Origin of the sequence: Hafnia alvei (assembly GCF_900095695.1) — a bacterium.
In the GTDB taxonomy this organism is placed as follows: domain Bacteria; phylum Pseudomonadota; class Gammaproteobacteria; order Enterobacterales; family Enterobacteriaceae; genus Hafnia; species Hafnia alvei_B.
This window is the reverse complement of sequence record NZ_FMIQ01000031.1, coordinates 32,112-47,744: the sequence shown is the minus strand read 5'-3', so window position 1 is coordinate 47,744 and position 15,633 is coordinate 32,112. Positions and strand designations below refer to the sequence as shown.

Below are 15,633 nucleotides of genomic sequence, written 5' to 3'. Positions count from 1 at the left end.
TCCTTGTCAATGCTTAGTGACCATACCGCAAACGCAGTACTTCAGGATAAGGGTCGAAATAGCGCTGCCCGGCTAAATAGCTGTCTGGGTATTCCTTGAGGTAATGACGTAACAGCGTGATGGGCGCCAATAATGGTTGGGTTCCCTGCCGATAACGCAGGATCAGATCGGCCAACTCTTGTCTCTGGCTGCTGGTGAGCTGGCGACGGAAATAGCCCTGAACGTGCTGTAACACGTTGGTATGATTACGCCGCGAGGCCTTATGCTTGAGCAAAGCCATAAAGCGATTTCGATATTCGTACGCGTATTCATCTAAGGATTCCCACTGCTCCATCGCCGCAACAAAACGCCCAAGTTCGCGATATTCCGGCTGTGAATGAGCCAGCAGAGAGAGCTTATAGCGGCTGTGAAAAGCCACCAGAGCGCCACGGGTTAAACCGTTTTTCCAAAGCTGGTTAAACTCGTGTAGTGCGTAAATGCGCTCAACAAAATTCTCTCGTAGTTCGGGGTCATATAATCTGCCGTCCTCTTCTACCGGCAGCCAAGGCATATGCGCCATCAGCTGCTGGGTGAAAATCCCGACCCCGCTTTTACGCGCGTCATGCTCGGTATACACCTTCACTCTTTCCATGCCGCAGCTGGGAGATTTGGCGCAGACAAGGTAGCCACATAGATGTTCAAGACTCGCCACTTTCTGTTTGGAAAACTCACGCATTTTTTGCGTCACATCGCCTTCCCCGTCGCGGCTGTTAACCAAAGCAACATCATCGCCCTGTTTGATCAAACGGAGGGTTGGACGCGGAGACGGTAAACCAATCGCCATTTCAGGGCACACGGCTTCGAAGCGAACAAAAGCAGACAACTCATCCACCGCAAACGGTAACCGTTTGTGGCCACCATCAAAACGAACATTTTCGCCCAGTAAACAGGCGCTCACACCAACGGGTATTTTATCTGACATCGCGCACCTCTATTTATTGATATTTATGGGTTGTGCACTTTCAGTGTAGGTGCAGAAGAGAAGGAATTACACCAACGAAAGATAGGGATATGGACAATCGAAGATAAACCAGATGAAGAAAATTCCTTTTAATGGTTCCAGATAGCAAAAAACCACCTGCATTGAGGTGGTTTCTTCACGTTTACTGTTTCGCTAGCGGCGATTAATAAAAATCAGCAGCAACCTGCTCCGACTGCGCCAACCAAACCGGCTTATCGCTAGTTTTAGCCCACACACGGTGCAAATAGCTATAGAAACGTGCGCGATCACTGCGGAATAACATCACTGGCAGTGCCAAAACACCGGCAATAACAACGCCACAACGACGCAGGAGAATGCGAGATAATGAATACTGTTGGTACATTGAGTCCTCCTTAAAACGTAGCTGTTTCCCTAAAGGGATCACTAAAGCAGCGGACGTTATAAATTAAAATGTTTCATATTTAAGTTTGCCTGTAATCTGAACAAAATATTACCCCATCTGCTGAAAGTTTACCACTCATCCGACCACTATATTTGCCGTTTTTTTCGCCTTCATTGTGCCTTTATGTAATTTTGTTACCTTATGGTTAAATAAAAACTTAACATTAGTTATTTTATTGATACTTTTATTTAACATTTTTATTTCACTATGCGTGACAAAAGTTTCACACTAAAAATTCCACTATGAAAAATAGCCATTCAAGAAGGCTTCATTAAACAATGATGCATCAAGCAAGCGCAGCAAACACACTTCGCGACCATTAAATAAATACAGCACAAGATATGGATAGCCCCTGAGGATCCGCAACTCTACGGGGCCTAGCTCTGCCGCGAGATTTTTCAATCGCCGATTTAATTCAGGTTCATCCGTTTGCTGATTTAAAACCAGCCGTCCTGAACTTGGAAATTGCTTCAAAGGCAGACACAGCATTTTCCATACAAAAAAAGCCTGCTCCTTTGCGCTAGCCTGTAACCTTTTCAATTGTCGATTGAAAGGTAGTGCCGACAGTAATAGCGTCGCTGTCGGACGTTCAGCGACCCCGTCATGCCGAGACGCTTCCGCAGCGTCACACACAAAACGCTGGATATCCTGTTGTTGCAGAGCAACCTGCGCCTGCTGCAACACCGTATATAAAAATGTATTTATCTGATAAACCTCCAGCATCCCTTCTTTCCCCATCACTCCACGAATTGGCATCACCCTAATGACAGAAGAAAAGCGACGCCAGCTGCTGCGATTAGATTTGCGAAACGTATTCCACACTTTTTCATTTAACGACATCTCGCTTGCAAAACACTCAGATATCGACTGTTTTTCCGCCATTTTTATACTTTTTTTACACCCACGCCCTGCCTTTTTACGCTATTTATTCCCTAAGTTACCTAGGCTAGGCAGTATCAAAAATGCCTTTGGAGAGGTTGTATGAATATCGGGGTGATTGCCTGTGCAGTCTTGGTTGTCTTGCTGCTGGCTTATCTAATTTATGCATTATTTAACGCGGAGGAATTCTGATGGCTGCTTCTGCGTTTCTGATGATCGCGGTATTTCTGCTGGTGCTTTTTGCCTTGGCATTGCCTTTGGGAAGAGTATTGGCACGCCTGATTGATGGTGAACCCTTCGTTGCCCTGCGCGGCGTGGAAAATGGTTTTTGGCGTTGCTGTGGGATCCAACCGCAGGAAATGAGTTGGTTACAATATTTGCTCGCCATTTTCGCCTTTAACCTGCTGGGCATTTTACTGCTCTTCGGTCTACTCATGGCACAAGGCATATTGCCGCTGAACCCACAGCAAATGCCGGGGATGTCTTGGCACCTCGCGCTTAATACCGCGGTCAGCTTCGTGACCAACACTAACTGGCAGGCATACAGCGGCGAAAACACCTTAAGCTATTTCAGCCAAATGGTTGGGTTGAGCGTACAAAACTTCCTTTCTGCTGCGACGGGAATTGCCGTAGTCTTTGCGTTGATCCGTGGATTTGCTCGCCACTCAGCAAGCACGCTAGGAAATGCGTGGGTCGATCTGTTCCGCGTAACGCTTTACGTTCTGCTGCCGCTGTCGCTCATTCTGGCATTGTTCTTCGTCAGCCAAGGCGTTCTACAAAACCTGCATGGTTATATCACGGTGCATACGCTGGAAGGCGGCACTCAGCTGCTGCCAATGGGGCCGGTGGCTTCGCAGGAAGCGATTAAATTACTCGGCACCAACGGCGGCGGTTTCTTTGGCGCTAACTCGGCACATCCATTCGAAAACCCTACGGCACTGAGCAATATGGTGCAAATGTTGGCGATCTTCTTGATCCCAGCAGCGCTCTGCTTTGCCTTTGGGCAAGCCGTGGGAGAAAGCCGCCAAGGCCATACGCTACTGTGGGCCATGAGCCTGATTTTTGTCGTGGCGGTTATCGTGGTGATGTACGCCGAGCTACAGGGAAATCCGCATTTATCCGACTTTGGTGCAGCCAGCAATTTCAACATGGAAGGGAAGGAAACTCGCTTTGGCATTCTGGCAACGGCGATGTATTCGGTTGTCACTACCGCTGCATCCTGCGGTGCGGTAAATGCGATGCATGACTCCTTCACCGCGCTTGGCGGCATGGTGCCCATGTGGCTGATGCAGATCGGTGAAGTTGTCTTTGGCGGCGTGGGCTCTGGCCTCTACGGCATGTTGCTCTTCGTGCTGCTGACGGTCTTTATTGCTGGCCTGATGATTGGCCGTACTCCTGAATATCTCGGCAAAAAAATCGAAGTTTTCGATATGAAAATGACGGCGGTGGCCATTTTGGTTACCCCCGCGCTGGTGCTGATTGGCTCCGCCGTGGCGCTAATGACCGACGCAGGCCGCGCCGGCATTCTTAATCCGGGCGCTCATGGATTTAGTGAGGTGCTTTATGCCCTTTCTTCAGCGGCTAACAACAACGGCAGCGCTTTCGCCGGTCTGAGTGTGAATACGCCGTTCTATAACGTTCTGTTGGCGATTGCCATGTTCGTTGGTCGCTTTGGCGTCATCATTCCGGTGATGGCGATTGCGGGTTCTTTAGTCGCGAAAAAACGTCAGCCAGCCGGGAACGGAACGCTACCCACTCAAGGAGCGCTGTTCATTGGATTGCTGGTTGGCACCATTTTATTGGTCGGCGCATTAACGTTTATTCCAGCGCTGGCGCTGGGGCCGGTAGCTGAACACCTGCAAGTTTGGTTAACACGTTGAGAGATAAAATAATGACTCGTAAACAACGCGCGTTGTTCGAACCAAAACTGGTCCGTACCGCTATCAAAGATGCTGTTAAAAAACTCTATCCTCGCGTGCAGTGGCGCAATCCGGTGATGTTCGTGGTGTATTTGGGCAGCATTCTCACCACCATAATCTGGATCTCCATCCTCAGCGGGCAAAGTGACGGCAGCGCCGCATTTACTGGAAGCGTGGCTGTTTGGCTTTGGTTCACGGTTCTGTTTGCTAACTTTGCCGAAGCTCTGGCCGAAGGGCGCAGCAAAGCGCAGGCCGAAAGCCTGAAAGGGGTGAAAAAAACTAGCTGGGCTAAAAAACTGGCCTCACCGCAACATGATTCGCAGCAAGAAAAAGTATCTGCTGATTCTCTGCGCAAAGGCGATGTTGTGCTGGTTGAAGCCGGTGACACCATTCCCTGTGACGGTGAAGTGTTAGAAGGTGGCGCCTCGGTTGACGAAAGCGCGATTACCGGCGAATCAGCACCGGTCATTCGCGAATCGGGCGGTGACTTTTCTTCCGTTACCGGTGGCACGCGTATTCTGTCAGATTGGCTGGTGATCCAATGCACCGTTAATCCTGGAGAAACCTTCCTCGACCGCATGATTGCGATGGTTGAGGGCGCGAAGCGGCGTAAAACCCCTAACGAAATCGCGCTAACCATTTTGCTTATTGCCTTAACGCTGGTGTTTTTACTGGCTACGGCAACGCTTTACCCCTTCTCGCTGTTTAGCGCGCAGGCCGGCCACGTTGGGGTTCCGGTGACGATTACCGTGCTAGTCGCCCTGCTGGTCTGTTTAATCCCAACCACCATTGGTGGCTTACTGTCAGCCATTGGCGTGGCGGGGATGAGCCGCATGCTAGGCGCAAACGTCATTGCCACCAGCGGGCGCGCCGTGGAAGCCGCCGGTGACGTCGATGTGTTGCTATTGGACAAAACGGGCACTATCACGCTGGGCAATCGTCAGGCGACCGAATTCTTGCCTGTCCCCGGCGTGAGTGAGGAAGAGCTCGCCAGCGCGGCACAGCTCGCTTCGCTAGCCGATGAAACACCTGAAGGCCGCAGCATTGTGGTGCTGGCTAAGCAGCGTTTCAATCTGCGCGAACGTGATTTAGCGAGCCTAGGCGCAACCTTTGTGCCCTTCTCGGCCCAAACCCGCATGAGCGGCGTTAACGTGCAGGGAAGAATGATCCGCAAAGGTTCAGTGGACGCAATACGCCGCCACGTTGAATCTAACCAAGGCCACTTCCCACGTGCGGTTGATGAACGCGTGGAAAGCGTTGCACGCACCGGCGGCACACCGCTGGTGGTGGCAGAAGATGGCCGGATTCTTGGCGTGGTGGCGCTGAAAGATATCGTCAAAGGCGGCATCAAAGAGCGATTCTCTGAGCTACGCCGCATGGGTATCAAAACGGTCATGATTACCGGTGATAACCGCTTAACCGCTGCGGCTATCGCTGCCGAAGCTGGCGTGGATGATTTTCTGGCGGAAGCTACGCCCGAAGCCAAATTGGCGCTGATCCGTCAGTATCAAGCTGAAGGTCGCTTAGTGGCCATGACCGGCGACGGTACCAACGATGCGCCAGCGCTGGCCCAAGCCGACGTTGCGGTCGCCATGAACTCAGGCACACAGGCCGCTAAAGAAGCGGGCAACATGGTTGATTTAGACTCTAACCCAACCAAGTTGATTGAAGTGGTGCATATCGGCAAACAGATGCTGATGACGCGTGGTTCACTGACTACCTTCAGTATCGCCAATGACGTGGCGAAATATTTCGCCATTATTCCAGCAGCCTTTGCAGCCACTTATCCTCAGCTGAATGCGCTCAACGTCATGCACCTAACGTCGCCGGCGTCGGCCATTATGTCAGCGGTCATTTTCAACGCGTTGATCATTGTGTTCTTGATCCCGCTGGCGCTGAAAGGCGTGAGCTATAAACCGCTAAGCGCCAGCGCACTGTTGCGCCGAAATTTATGGCTCTATGGTGCAGGCGGGCTGTTGGTGCCGTTTGTCGGGATCAAATTGATCGATATGTTGCTGACCGTTTGTGGCTTGGCTTAATACGCTCATGAGTTAACGCCAGCCGTTTATAAGATCGAGATACACGGGGCTAGCACACCGCGGGGCGCTCCGGCGGCTTCGCCGCTACGACCCCATCGGTGTACTTCCCCTAAAATCAGGCTTCAGAAAGTTCTATTGTTTGCTGAAGATATTCTTAGCTAAGCATATGAAGTACAGAATGTTTTAAGGAATGAATAATGTCGCTACTACGTCCCTCTATGATGATGATGCTGATTTTGACCGCCATCACCGGTATTGCCTACCCGTTGCTAACCACAGGGTTAGCGCAGGTGATGTTTCACTCTCAGGCCGAAGGATCGTTGATTGAACACGATGGCGTCATCGTGGGTTCACGTTTGATTGGCCAAAACTTTACTCAACCAAAATACTTTTGGGATCGTCCATCCGCGACCGCTGACGCGGCCTATAATCCACAGGCTTCCGGCGGCAGCAATTTGGCAGCGTCTAACCCACAGTTGGATAAAAATTTGCAAGAGCGCGCTGCGCTATTACGCCAAGCAGATCCTTCGGCGCCGATGGCTATTCCGGTCGATCTAATGACCAGCTCAGCCAGTGGCTTGGATCCTCATATCTCGCCGCAAGCGGCCTATTATCAGGCTGCACGCATCGCTAAAGTGCGCAATTTGCCACAGGCCAGCGTTGAAAAACTGATTGCCTCTAACACCCAATATAGCCTGCCACAGTTTATTGGTCAGCCGGTGGTTAACGTATTAGAACTGAACATGGCACTGGATGCATTATTGCCCCACAATGCATCTAACACGCATTTATAACGCCACCAGCGCGATCATAAAGAGAACGACATGCTAGACGATGAAGAGCTGCGCCGCCCCGATCCAGATACCTTGCTGGCTCAGGTTTGCGAAAAGCCACGCGGAAAACTAAAAGTCTTTTTCGGCGCCTGCGCTGGCGTTGGAAAAACCTACGCGATGCTGCAAGAAGCGCAGCGCCTTCGTGCCCAAGGCTTAGACGTTCTGGTCGGCGTAGTGGAAACCCATGGCCGTGCGGAGACCGCTGCACAGCTTGAGGGGCTGGATATCTTACCCCTCAAGCGAATTCATCATCGCGGTCGTCAAGTGCGAGAGTTTGCTCTCGATCAGGCGCTGGCTCGCCACCCTGCGCTAATCCTGATGGATGAGCTAGCGCACAGCAACGCCGCCGGTTCGCGCCATCCTAAACGCTGGCAAGACGTCGAGGAACTGCTGGATGCGGGCATTGACGTGCTTACTACCGTTAACGTTCAGCACCTTGAAAGTCTTAACGACGTGGTTGGTTCCGTAACCGGAATTCGCGTGCGCGAAACCGTGCCTGACCGCATCTTCGATGATGCCAGCGAAATCGTGCTGGTGGACTTACCACCGGACGATTTACGCCAGCGCCTAAACGAAGGGAAAGTCTATATTCCTGGGCAGGCAGAACGCGCCATCGAGCACTTTTTCCGTAAAGGAAATTTGATTGCCTTACGCGAATTGGCGCTGCGTCGTACCGCAGACCGCGTTGATGAGCAAATGCGCGAGTTTCGTAATAGCCAAGATAAAGAACGCGTTTGGCATACCCGTGATGCCATTTTGCTGTGTATTGGCCACAACGTCGATAACGACAAACTTATCCGCACAGCGTCTAGGCTGGCGGCTCGTCTTGGCTGCATCTGGCACGCAGTTTATGTGGAAACACCGCGCCTGCATCGATTACCGGAAAATCAGCGGCGGGCGATTTTACGCAGCGTTAAGCTGGCACAAGAATTAGGCGCAGAAACCACCACGCTATCCGATCCCAATGAAGAAAAAGCCATTCTGCGCTACGCCCGTGAGCATAATCTCGGCAAAATTATTATTGGCAGGCGCAATAAGAAAGAGCGGCGTTGGTGGTGGCATGAAAGTTTTGCTGACAGGCTGGCTAAACTCGGGCCGGATCTCGATTTAATTATCGTCGCCGTTGAAGACAAACCTCGCACCGCCAGCAAAGAGTCCGATAGTCGCTCTTTCAGCGAAAAGTGGCGGATGCAAATTCGCGGGTGTCTGGTTGCCATTGCCCTATGTGCGCTGATTACGCTACTGGCAAGAATGATTTTCCCCAACTTCGATCAGGCTAATATCGTGATGGTCTATCTGCTGGGGGTAGTGATCGTGGCGCTGTTTTATGGCCGCTGGCCTTCCGTACTTTCCGCCGTGGTTAGCGTTGCCAGTTTCGATCTTTTTTTCATCCAACCTCAGTGGTCGTTCGCCGTTACCGACGTTCAATATCTCGTGACCTTTGGTGTGATGCTAACCGTCGGGATCGTGATTGGTAATCTGACCGCAGGTGTGCGCTATCAGGCGCGAGTGGCGCGTTATCGCGAGCAGCGCGCGCGCCATATGTATGAACTGTCCAAAGCCCTGAGTAATGCAATTACCAATGAAGATATCGCTCGCAGCGGCAGCTATTTTCTTAACAGCAGTTTCAACGCACGGACATCAGTATTAATTCCCAGCGATGATACGCCGTTGGTTCAGGTGACACCGCCACAGGAAGGTGTGTCGGGCGTTGATTTTGCTATTGCACATTGGTGCTTCGATAAGCAGCAACCCGCAGGGGCAGGTACCGATACGCTACCCGGTGTTCCTTATCAACTACTGCCCCTGAGCACCTCACAGCAGACCTTTGGCGTTTTAGCCATCGAACCCATGAACATGCGCCAATTGATGGTGCCTGAACAGCAGCGTCTGTTACAAACTTATGCGGTGATGATTGCTAGCGCGCTTGAGCGTTTACATCTGGCCCAAACGGCGGCGAGCGCACGTATGGACACCGAGCGCGAACAGCTCAGAAACTCGCTGTTAGCCGCTCTTTCGCACGATCTGCGTACCCCGCTCACCGTGTTGTTTGGTCAGGCTGAAATTTTAACGCTCGATCTGGCCGCTGAAAAATCGCCGCATGCCCAACAGGCCAATCAAATCCGCCAGCAGATCCTCAACACCACGCGGCTGGTCAATAATTTACTGGATATGGCACGTATTCAGTCCGGCGGATTTAACCTGCGTAAAGAGTGGCAATCGCTGGAGGAAATCGTCGGCAGTGCAATTAATACGTTAGAACCGATGCTGAATTCGCATCCGCTGACGATTGATTTACCGGCAGATCTCCCCTTAGTGAACTGCGACGGCAGCTTGATTGAGCGCGTGATACAAAATCTGTTAGAAAACGCGGGCAAATATGCCGGACTGGAATCACCGTTGGCGATTCGGGCAAAAGCCTCAGAAGATTGGTTAGAAGTAGAAATTGAAGATCGCGGCAACGGTATTCCCGCCGAACAGCTACTGCTGATATTCAATAAGTTTACCCGCGGCGATAAAGAGTCAGCGATTCCTGGGGTCGGTTTGGGCTTAGCCATTTGTCGTGCCATTATAGAAGTACACGGTGGTAAAATATGGGCAGAAAATATTGCTCAAGGCGGGGCCTGTTTCCACTTTACCCTACCGCTAGAAGCACCGCCTGATATTGAGGATGAACTTGATCATCCAAGTTCTTGAAAAACAGAGAGCGGCGAAACAGAGAGATAACGTGAATCAAACCCCGATAAATGTGCTCATCGTTGAAGATGAAAAAGAGATCCGCCGCTTTGTCCGTTCTGCGCTTGAGAATGAGGGCTGGCGGGTTTTCGACGCCGATACATTGCAGCGTGGTCTGATCGAGGCGGGAACGCGAAAACCAGATCTGATTATTCTCGACTTAGGCTTACCGGATGGCGATGGCCTAGATTTTATCCGCGATTTGCGCCAGTGGAGTTCAATTCCGGTGATTGTGCTTTCTGCGCGCAGCGAGGAGTCGGACAAGGTGCTGGCGCTAGATGCCGGAGCCGATGATTATCTAAGTAAACCCTTTGGCGTAGCGGAATTATTGGCCCGCGTGCGCGTCTCTTTGCGCCGCCATGCTCAGCAAAATCAGGAAAGCCCGCTAATTCAATTCTCAGACGTTGAGGTGGATTTGATTAACCGCCGAGTCACTCGAGCCGGTGAGGATTTGCATCTCACACCGTTGGAGTTTCGTTTGCTAACCGAACTTATCGCCAATGCAGGAAAAGTGCTCACACAGCGCCAGCTGCTTAGTACGGTTTGGGGGCCAAACTACGTTGAGCACAGCCATTATCTGCGGATCTATATGGGGCATTTACGGCAAAAACTCGAGGCTGAACCAGCACGCCCCAAGCACTTACTGACTGAAACCGGCGTTGGTTACCGGTTTATGCTGTAATTTTTAACCTTCTTTTTGTTCTTCTTTTGCTTCGTCGGCACTCTCACCGCGCTTGATACCTTTTAAAGTCATCATAAAAGCGCGGAATGAATCACGCAGATCGTCAAACAGCGGATGTTTACGGTTCTCCAGCAGTGATTCTGAAAACAGTTTTAAACCAACGGCAAAGGCCTTCGATTTATCACCGGTGAATGGCAAATCGTCCCTTGCCCCCAGCCTTTCGACGATAGATAGAATCTCATCATGATTTTCAACTTCAAAGCTGATTGGCGCTTTATCAATCGGATCGCCTTTACGATCGGCAATCGGCTCTACGGTGATGCGGTAGCGATATCCAGACATGGTATTCCCTCTTCGAATATTTTTTGATAATGATAACTTTTATCATATTCGAGCAGGTTGAGCTTCACTTTTTGCGGCATAAAAAAAGCGCCGTTAAAGGCGCTTTTAGAATTTCTGAAGAACTCGCTTATTTGGCGCTGGCGAGCACAGCGCTCACAATATCCACCGCTTCTTTCTCGATTCGCAGGCGATGTTCAGCGCCTAAGAAACTTTCGCAGTAAATTTTGTAGGCTTCTTCTGTGCCAGATGGACGAGCAGCAAACCAGCCGTTGTCGGTCATCACTTTCAGCCCGCCGATAGAGGCGTTGTTGCCCGGAGCCTTGGTCAAACGAGCGGTAATTGGATCGCCCGCCAGTTTGTCAGCTTTAACCATCTCAGGAGAGAGCTTAGACAGCGCATCTTTCTGCGCATGCGTAGCCGGTGCCTGAATACGGTTATAACTTGGCGCACCAAAACGTTCCGCCAGCTTATTGTAATGCTGCTGTGGGTTTTCACCGGTAACGGCAGTGATCTCAGCGGCAAGCAGGCACATAATGATGCCGTCTTTGTCTGTTGACCACGGCGTACCGTTAAAGCGCAGGAAGGAAGCGCCTGCGCTCTCTTCGCCACCAAAACCAAAGCTGCCGTCAAACAGGCCATCAACAAACCACTTAAAGCCGACAGGAACTTCCACCAGTTTGCGACCTAAGTCATTGACGACGCGGTCAATCATGGCGCTGGATACCAGCGTTTTACCTACGGCAACATCAGCGCCCCACTGTGGGCGATGCTGGAACAGATAATTAATAGCTACGGCTAAGTAGTGATTCGGATTCATCAGGCCTGAAGGCGTGACGATACCGTGGCGATCGTAGTCTGGGTCGTTAGCGAACGCTAAATCAAACTGATCTCGCAGCGCCAGCAATCCCGCCATTGCGCTTTCCGATGAGCAATCCATACGGATCACGCCATCGTGGTCTAAGTGCATGAAGCGGAATGATGGATCAACGTGATCGTTCACCAAGGTCAGATCAAGTTTGTAATGTTCACCAATGCGCTGCCAATACTCAATGCCGGAACCGCCCAATGGATCGACGCCTAAATGCAGGCCAGAGCGCTGAATGGCTTGCATATCAACGATATCAACCAAACCTTCAATATAAGGCTGTACCAGATCTTTAGCGTGCACCAAGCCGCTTTTCCAAGCTGCATCGAGCGTTTGACGCTTCACACCCTGCAAGTTAAGGCTTAACAGTTCGTTGGCGCGCTGTTCAATCACCTTGGTAAGATCGGTATCTGCCGGTCCACCATTTGGCGGATTGTATTTGATACCGCCATCTTCAGGCGGATTGTGCGAAGGCGTGATGACGATACCGTCGGCCAATACCGCATTCTTATTGCTGTTGTGAGTCAGAATAGCGTGAGAAACCGCAGGCGTTGGGGTGAAACCATTATCCTGCTGTACCACGACGTCCACGCCGTTTGCCGTCAGAACTTCTAGCACGCTGATAAACGCAGGTTCAGACAACCCATGCGTATCTTTACCCACGATACAGGGGCCTTCGATGCCATTGGCTTTACGCACTTCAACAATTGCTTGGGCAATAGCTAAAATGTGCGCTTCGTTAAAGCTATGGCGCTGGGCGCTGCCACGGTGACCTGAGGTCCCGAATTTTACCGCATGCGACGTGTTACCCACTTCCGGCGTCAATACATAGTATTGAGAAACCAGTTGAGCCACGTTGATCAAATCGCTCTGCTGGGCAGGCTGCCCGGCACGGGGGTGATTTGCCATGGTCACTACTCCCTACGCTATTACGCTTGTATGGTTGAGTGCCTAATCGCGTTGCCAAGGCTTGCGATTAGGCAGTTCTTGAATTAGATGGTCCCACAGACCTTTTCAATCAGTTCAGCGGGGAACTGCATCGCCTGCATGATGTGTTCAATCATGCTGCGCTTGCGATCGGTGTTGGTATTGGTGATCACCCAGTAAGGCGTGCCCGCGACGTGTTTAGGCTTGGTATGCGTGCCGTTTTGCAACAGCGTTTGCTGGTCGCCGGCGAAATAGACACGCGTGCGGCCATGCAAGGATTCCGTCGCAGCGGCAAATCCCTGATTATCAATAGAGTAAAGCGTTGAAAGTACCAGCATAAAGCGATTTACCGCTTTGTTCTGCTCTGCATATTCATCAGACAGCAGCAATTCACGCATGGTACGAACGCGGTCTACCGGACGGGCAGTTACCGGAGCAGCCACTGGCGCAGCGATAACGGTCGGTGTTACTGCCGGAGCAGTAGTCGCTTTATGTTCGGAGACTTTCAGCAGGCGGCGCAATATGTCAGAAGCACTCTCACCGATACTTTGCGTGTGGCTTGCAATGTAGCGGTACAGCTCCTCGTCGACTTCAATAGTTTTCATCATTATCCAATACAGGTTTACGACTTAATCAGCAGGATTATAAAGTCAAACGCCTCATGCGGATAGCGTAAACCCGATGCTCTGATCAATTCAGTGAGTTTTTTCCCAAACTTATGGAAAGAATACCCTTAAATTTTGCTGGATAATACTCGGTGACTAACAATCATGCTTAGTCGTGGTAACCTATTTGTTACAACATAAGATTCTTCGCACTCCATTGCCGCATGTTTAGCACATGGATTCCGCGAATAGACACCACGAATAGACTTAACGATATGAAACTCAACTACCGCGAACATATTCCAACCCAGCAAGCCCAGTTTCCACCGGCATTACTGATCCACGGGTTATTCGGCAGCTTGGATAATCTAGGTATATTAGGACGAGACTTGCGCAGCGATCGACGTGTCATTCAGGTGGATATGCGCAATCATGGACACTCACCTCGCTCAGAGCGCATGGATTATGCCGCGATGGCCGAAGATTTACTGGCGCTGATTGACGATCTTTCTTTGCCTCAGTTGGATGTCATTGGGCATTCAATGGGCGGAAAAGCCGCCATGACGCTGGCCGCACTTGCCCCCGACCGTATTCGTCGCCTTGCCTTGCTGGACATTGCACCCGTTGATTATCAAGTTCGTCGTCACGATACGATTTTTACTGCTATTAATGCGGTAACGGCTGCGCAGGTGACGCGCCGCCAAGAGGCCGCTGAAATCATGCGCGGCTATATCCAAGAAGAAGGCGTGATACAGTTTTTGCTGAAGTCTTTTCAGGACGGCGAGTGGCTATTTAATGTGCCCGTGCTGTGGGATCAATACGAAAATATCGTGGGCTGGCAAGACGTGACGCCTTACCAAGGCCCCGCAATGTTTATCAAAGGCGGCTCATCGCCTTATATACAAGATATTCATCGCGCCGCCATCACACGTCAGTTTCCTCATGCCAAAGCCCACGTGATTGCCGGTACTGGCCACTGGCTGCATGCGGAAAAGCCCGAATTGGTGCTACGCACGCTGCACCGTTTTCTGGATAGCGATGAATAAGCTAAACGGCTTACTTTTGTTGTCTTCTCCCCCTCAGCATAACCACACTGTAGAAAAAATCACCGTTCATCAGTGAGGTAAGTAAGATTAAGGATTGTCGCGGCTGGGGGCGCTGGGGTATTATGGCGCGCTATTATTCTGGCAGGCAGTTTTGCTGTTCAAGGATAGTGCCGGTAAAGGGTGAATGGCCCTAGTATGTTAATCATGATCTGATTCGTTACGCAGATTCAAAATTCTCCTTGTAGTACCGCTACCTGATATGGCCAAAGAACAAACGGACCGCACGACTCTGGATCTGTTCGCAGATGAACGTCGTCCGGGTCGCCCGAAAACCAACCCGTTATCTCGGGATGAACAGCTAAGAATTAACAAACGCAACCAACTGCGCCGCGATAAAGTGAAAGGGCTGCGTCGCGTCGAGCTAAAAATTAACGAAGAAGCGGTTGAAATGCTGAATCGTTTGGCTCAAGAACAAAACATTAGCCGCAGTGAATTGATTGAACAAATTTTGCTCAATCAGATTTTAAAATCTTAACGCCACCAGCACACAATGACGACAAATCGATACGGTTTAAAGTGCTATAGTGCGTAAAGTACGTACTGGTCTTTCTAAAGATTCTAGTTTAATTATTTGATATAAAAGGTATAAACGCGACATGGCAATCGTAGGCATTTTCTTTGGCAGCGACACGGGCAACACGGAAAACATCGCTAAGATGATCCAAAAGCAACTCGGAAAAGACGTTGCTGAAGTTCATGACATTGCCAAAAGCAGCAAAGAAGACATCGAGGCATTCGATATTCTTCTGCTTGGCATCCCAACGTGGTATTACGGCGAAGCTCAGTGTGACTGGGATGATTTCTTCCCTTCTCTGGAAGAGATCGACTTCAACGGTAAACTGGTTGCTCTGTTCGGCTGCGGCGACCAAGAAGACTATGCAGAGTACTTCTGCGACGCAATGGGCACCATCCGTGACTTGATCGAGCCACGCGGCGCGACCATCGTCGGCCACTGGCCAACGGCGGGTTACCATTTTGAAGCGTCTAAAGCGCTGGTTGATGACAAAACCTTCGTCGGTTTGGCTATTGACGAAGATCGCCAGCCTGAACTCACCGCAACGCGTGTTGATGCGTGGGTGAAACAAATCTCCGAAGAGATGAGCTTGGCTGAACTGGCTGGCTAATATGAAATTGTGCCCGCTGACTGCATAAGCCAGCGGGTATTTCAACGATTGGCAAAAGCAATTTGCAACATCTATGTAACTCATTTTTCCCGCTCTAGCACCCGCCACCAGCAGAGTTACATATTTGTCAGTGTGTTACGTTTTATTTCCAC

The 15,633-nt window shown here is 50.7% G+C and carries 15 protein-coding genes; 9 read left to right on the top strand and 6 right to left on the bottom strand.

Features of this window, described 5'->3' with window-relative positions; all coding sequences use genetic code 11:
- Positions 1-13: 13 nt before the first annotated feature.
- The 3 genes from BN1044_RS09155 to BN1044_RS09145 form a co-directional block, all read right to left on the bottom strand.
- Positions 14-961 (bottom strand): YbgA family protein, encoded by a 948-nt coding sequence (locus BN1044_RS09155; RefSeq protein ID WP_072308415.1) that lies wholly within the window; start codon positions 959-961, stop codon positions 14-16.
- Between the two features lie 202 nt (positions 962-1,163).
- Positions 1,164-1,364 (bottom strand): YbfA family protein, encoded by a 201-nt coding sequence (locus tag BN1044_RS09150; RefSeq protein ID WP_072308414.1) that lies wholly within the window; start codon positions 1,362-1,364, stop codon positions 1,164-1,166.
- 300 nt (positions 1,365-1,664) lie between these two features.
- Positions 1,665-2,306, bottom strand: coding sequence for a hypothetical protein (locus BN1044_RS09145; protein WP_247650241.1), 642 nt, complete (start codon positions 2,304-2,306; stop codon positions 1,665-1,667).
- A 99-nt stretch (positions 2,307-2,405) separates the two neighbouring features.
- On the opposite strand from BN1044_RS09145, the gene kdpF reads away from it, so the two are divergent.
- The 6 genes from kdpF to kdpE all read left to right on the top strand — a co-directional run bounded on the left by kdpF (position 2,406) and on the right by kdpE (position 10,512).
- A complete protein-coding gene (kdpF, locus tag BN1044_RS24200; protein ID WP_038502049.1) occupies positions 2,406-2,495 on the top strand; it encodes a K(+)-transporting ATPase subunit F in 90 nt (29 codons plus the stop codon).
- Positions 2,495-4,183: a potassium-transporting ATPase subunit KdpA gene (gene kdpA / locus BN1044_RS09135; protein ID WP_072308413.1), complete on the top strand. Its 1,689-nt coding sequence runs from the start codon at positions 2,495-2,497 to the stop codon at positions 4,181-4,183. Before kdpF ends, kdpA begins: the two co-directional genes overlap by 1 nt.
- Before the next feature lie 11 nt (positions 4,184-4,194).
- The gene (gene kdpB / locus BN1044_RS09130; protein ID WP_072308412.1) at positions 4,195-6,261 is read left to right on the top strand and encodes a potassium-transporting ATPase subunit KdpB; all 2,067 of its coding nucleotides are present in this window, start codon (positions 4,195-4,197) and stop codon (positions 6,259-6,261) included.
- Between the two features lie 197 nt (positions 6,262-6,458).
- Positions 6,459-7,055, top strand: coding sequence for a potassium-transporting ATPase subunit KdpC (gene kdpC, locus BN1044_RS09125; RefSeq protein WP_072308411.1), 597 nt, complete (start codon positions 6,459-6,461; stop codon positions 7,053-7,055).
- Between the two features lie 30 nt (positions 7,056-7,085).
- Positions 7,086-9,791 (top strand): two-component system sensor histidine kinase KdpD, encoded by a 2,706-nt coding sequence (gene kdpD / locus BN1044_RS09120; RefSeq protein WP_072308410.1) that lies wholly within the window; start codon positions 7,086-7,088, stop codon positions 9,789-9,791.
- Positions 9,792-9,822: 31 nt separating this feature from the next.
- Entirely contained in the window at positions 9,823-10,512 is a 690-nt protein-coding gene (gene kdpE, locus BN1044_RS09115; protein ID WP_072308436.1) for a two-component system response regulator KdpE, read from the top strand.
- 3 nt (positions 10,513-10,515) lie between these two features.
- Here the strand turns inward: kdpE and BN1044_RS09110 are convergent, their stop codons facing one another.
- The 3 genes from BN1044_RS09110 to seqA all read right to left on the bottom strand — a co-directional run bounded on the left by BN1044_RS09110 (position 10,516) and on the right by seqA (position 13,251).
- The gene (locus BN1044_RS09110; protein ID WP_072308409.1) at positions 10,516-10,854 is read right to left on the bottom strand and encodes a DUF3861 domain-containing protein; all 339 of its coding nucleotides are present in this window, start codon (positions 10,852-10,854) and stop codon (positions 10,516-10,518) included.
- A gap of 127 nt (positions 10,855-10,981) precedes the next feature.
- The gene (pgm, locus tag BN1044_RS09105; protein ID WP_072308408.1) at positions 10,982-12,628 is read right to left on the bottom strand and encodes a phosphoglucomutase (alpha-D-glucose-1,6-bisphosphate-dependent); all 1,647 of its coding nucleotides are present in this window, start codon (positions 12,626-12,628) and stop codon (positions 10,982-10,984) included.
- Positions 12,629-12,711: 83 nt separating this feature from the next.
- A complete protein-coding gene (gene seqA / locus BN1044_RS09100; RefSeq protein WP_072308407.1) occupies positions 12,712-13,251 on the bottom strand; it encodes a replication initiation negative regulator SeqA in 540 nt (179 codons plus the stop codon).
- A 275-nt stretch (positions 13,252-13,526) separates the two neighbouring features.
- Between seqA and ybfF the strand changes: the two genes are divergently transcribed.
- The 3 genes from ybfF to fldA all read left to right on the top strand — a co-directional run bounded on the left by ybfF (position 13,527) and on the right by fldA (position 15,481).
- The gene (ybfF, locus tag BN1044_RS09095; RefSeq protein WP_072308406.1) at positions 13,527-14,297 is read left to right on the top strand and encodes an esterase; all 771 of its coding nucleotides are present in this window, start codon (positions 13,527-13,529) and stop codon (positions 14,295-14,297) included.
- 259 nt (positions 14,298-14,556) lie between these two features.
- Positions 14,557-14,832, top strand: coding sequence for a LexA regulated protein (gene ybfE / locus BN1044_RS09090; RefSeq protein ID WP_025800680.1), 276 nt, complete (start codon positions 14,557-14,559; stop codon positions 14,830-14,832).
- Positions 14,833-14,953: 121 nt separating this feature from the next.
- Positions 14,954-15,481, top strand: a complete 528-nt coding sequence (gene fldA, locus BN1044_RS09085; protein ID WP_025800679.1) for a flavodoxin FldA — start codon at positions 14,954-14,956, stop codon at positions 15,479-15,481.
- The last annotated feature ends 152 nt before the right edge of the window (positions 15,482-15,633 follow it).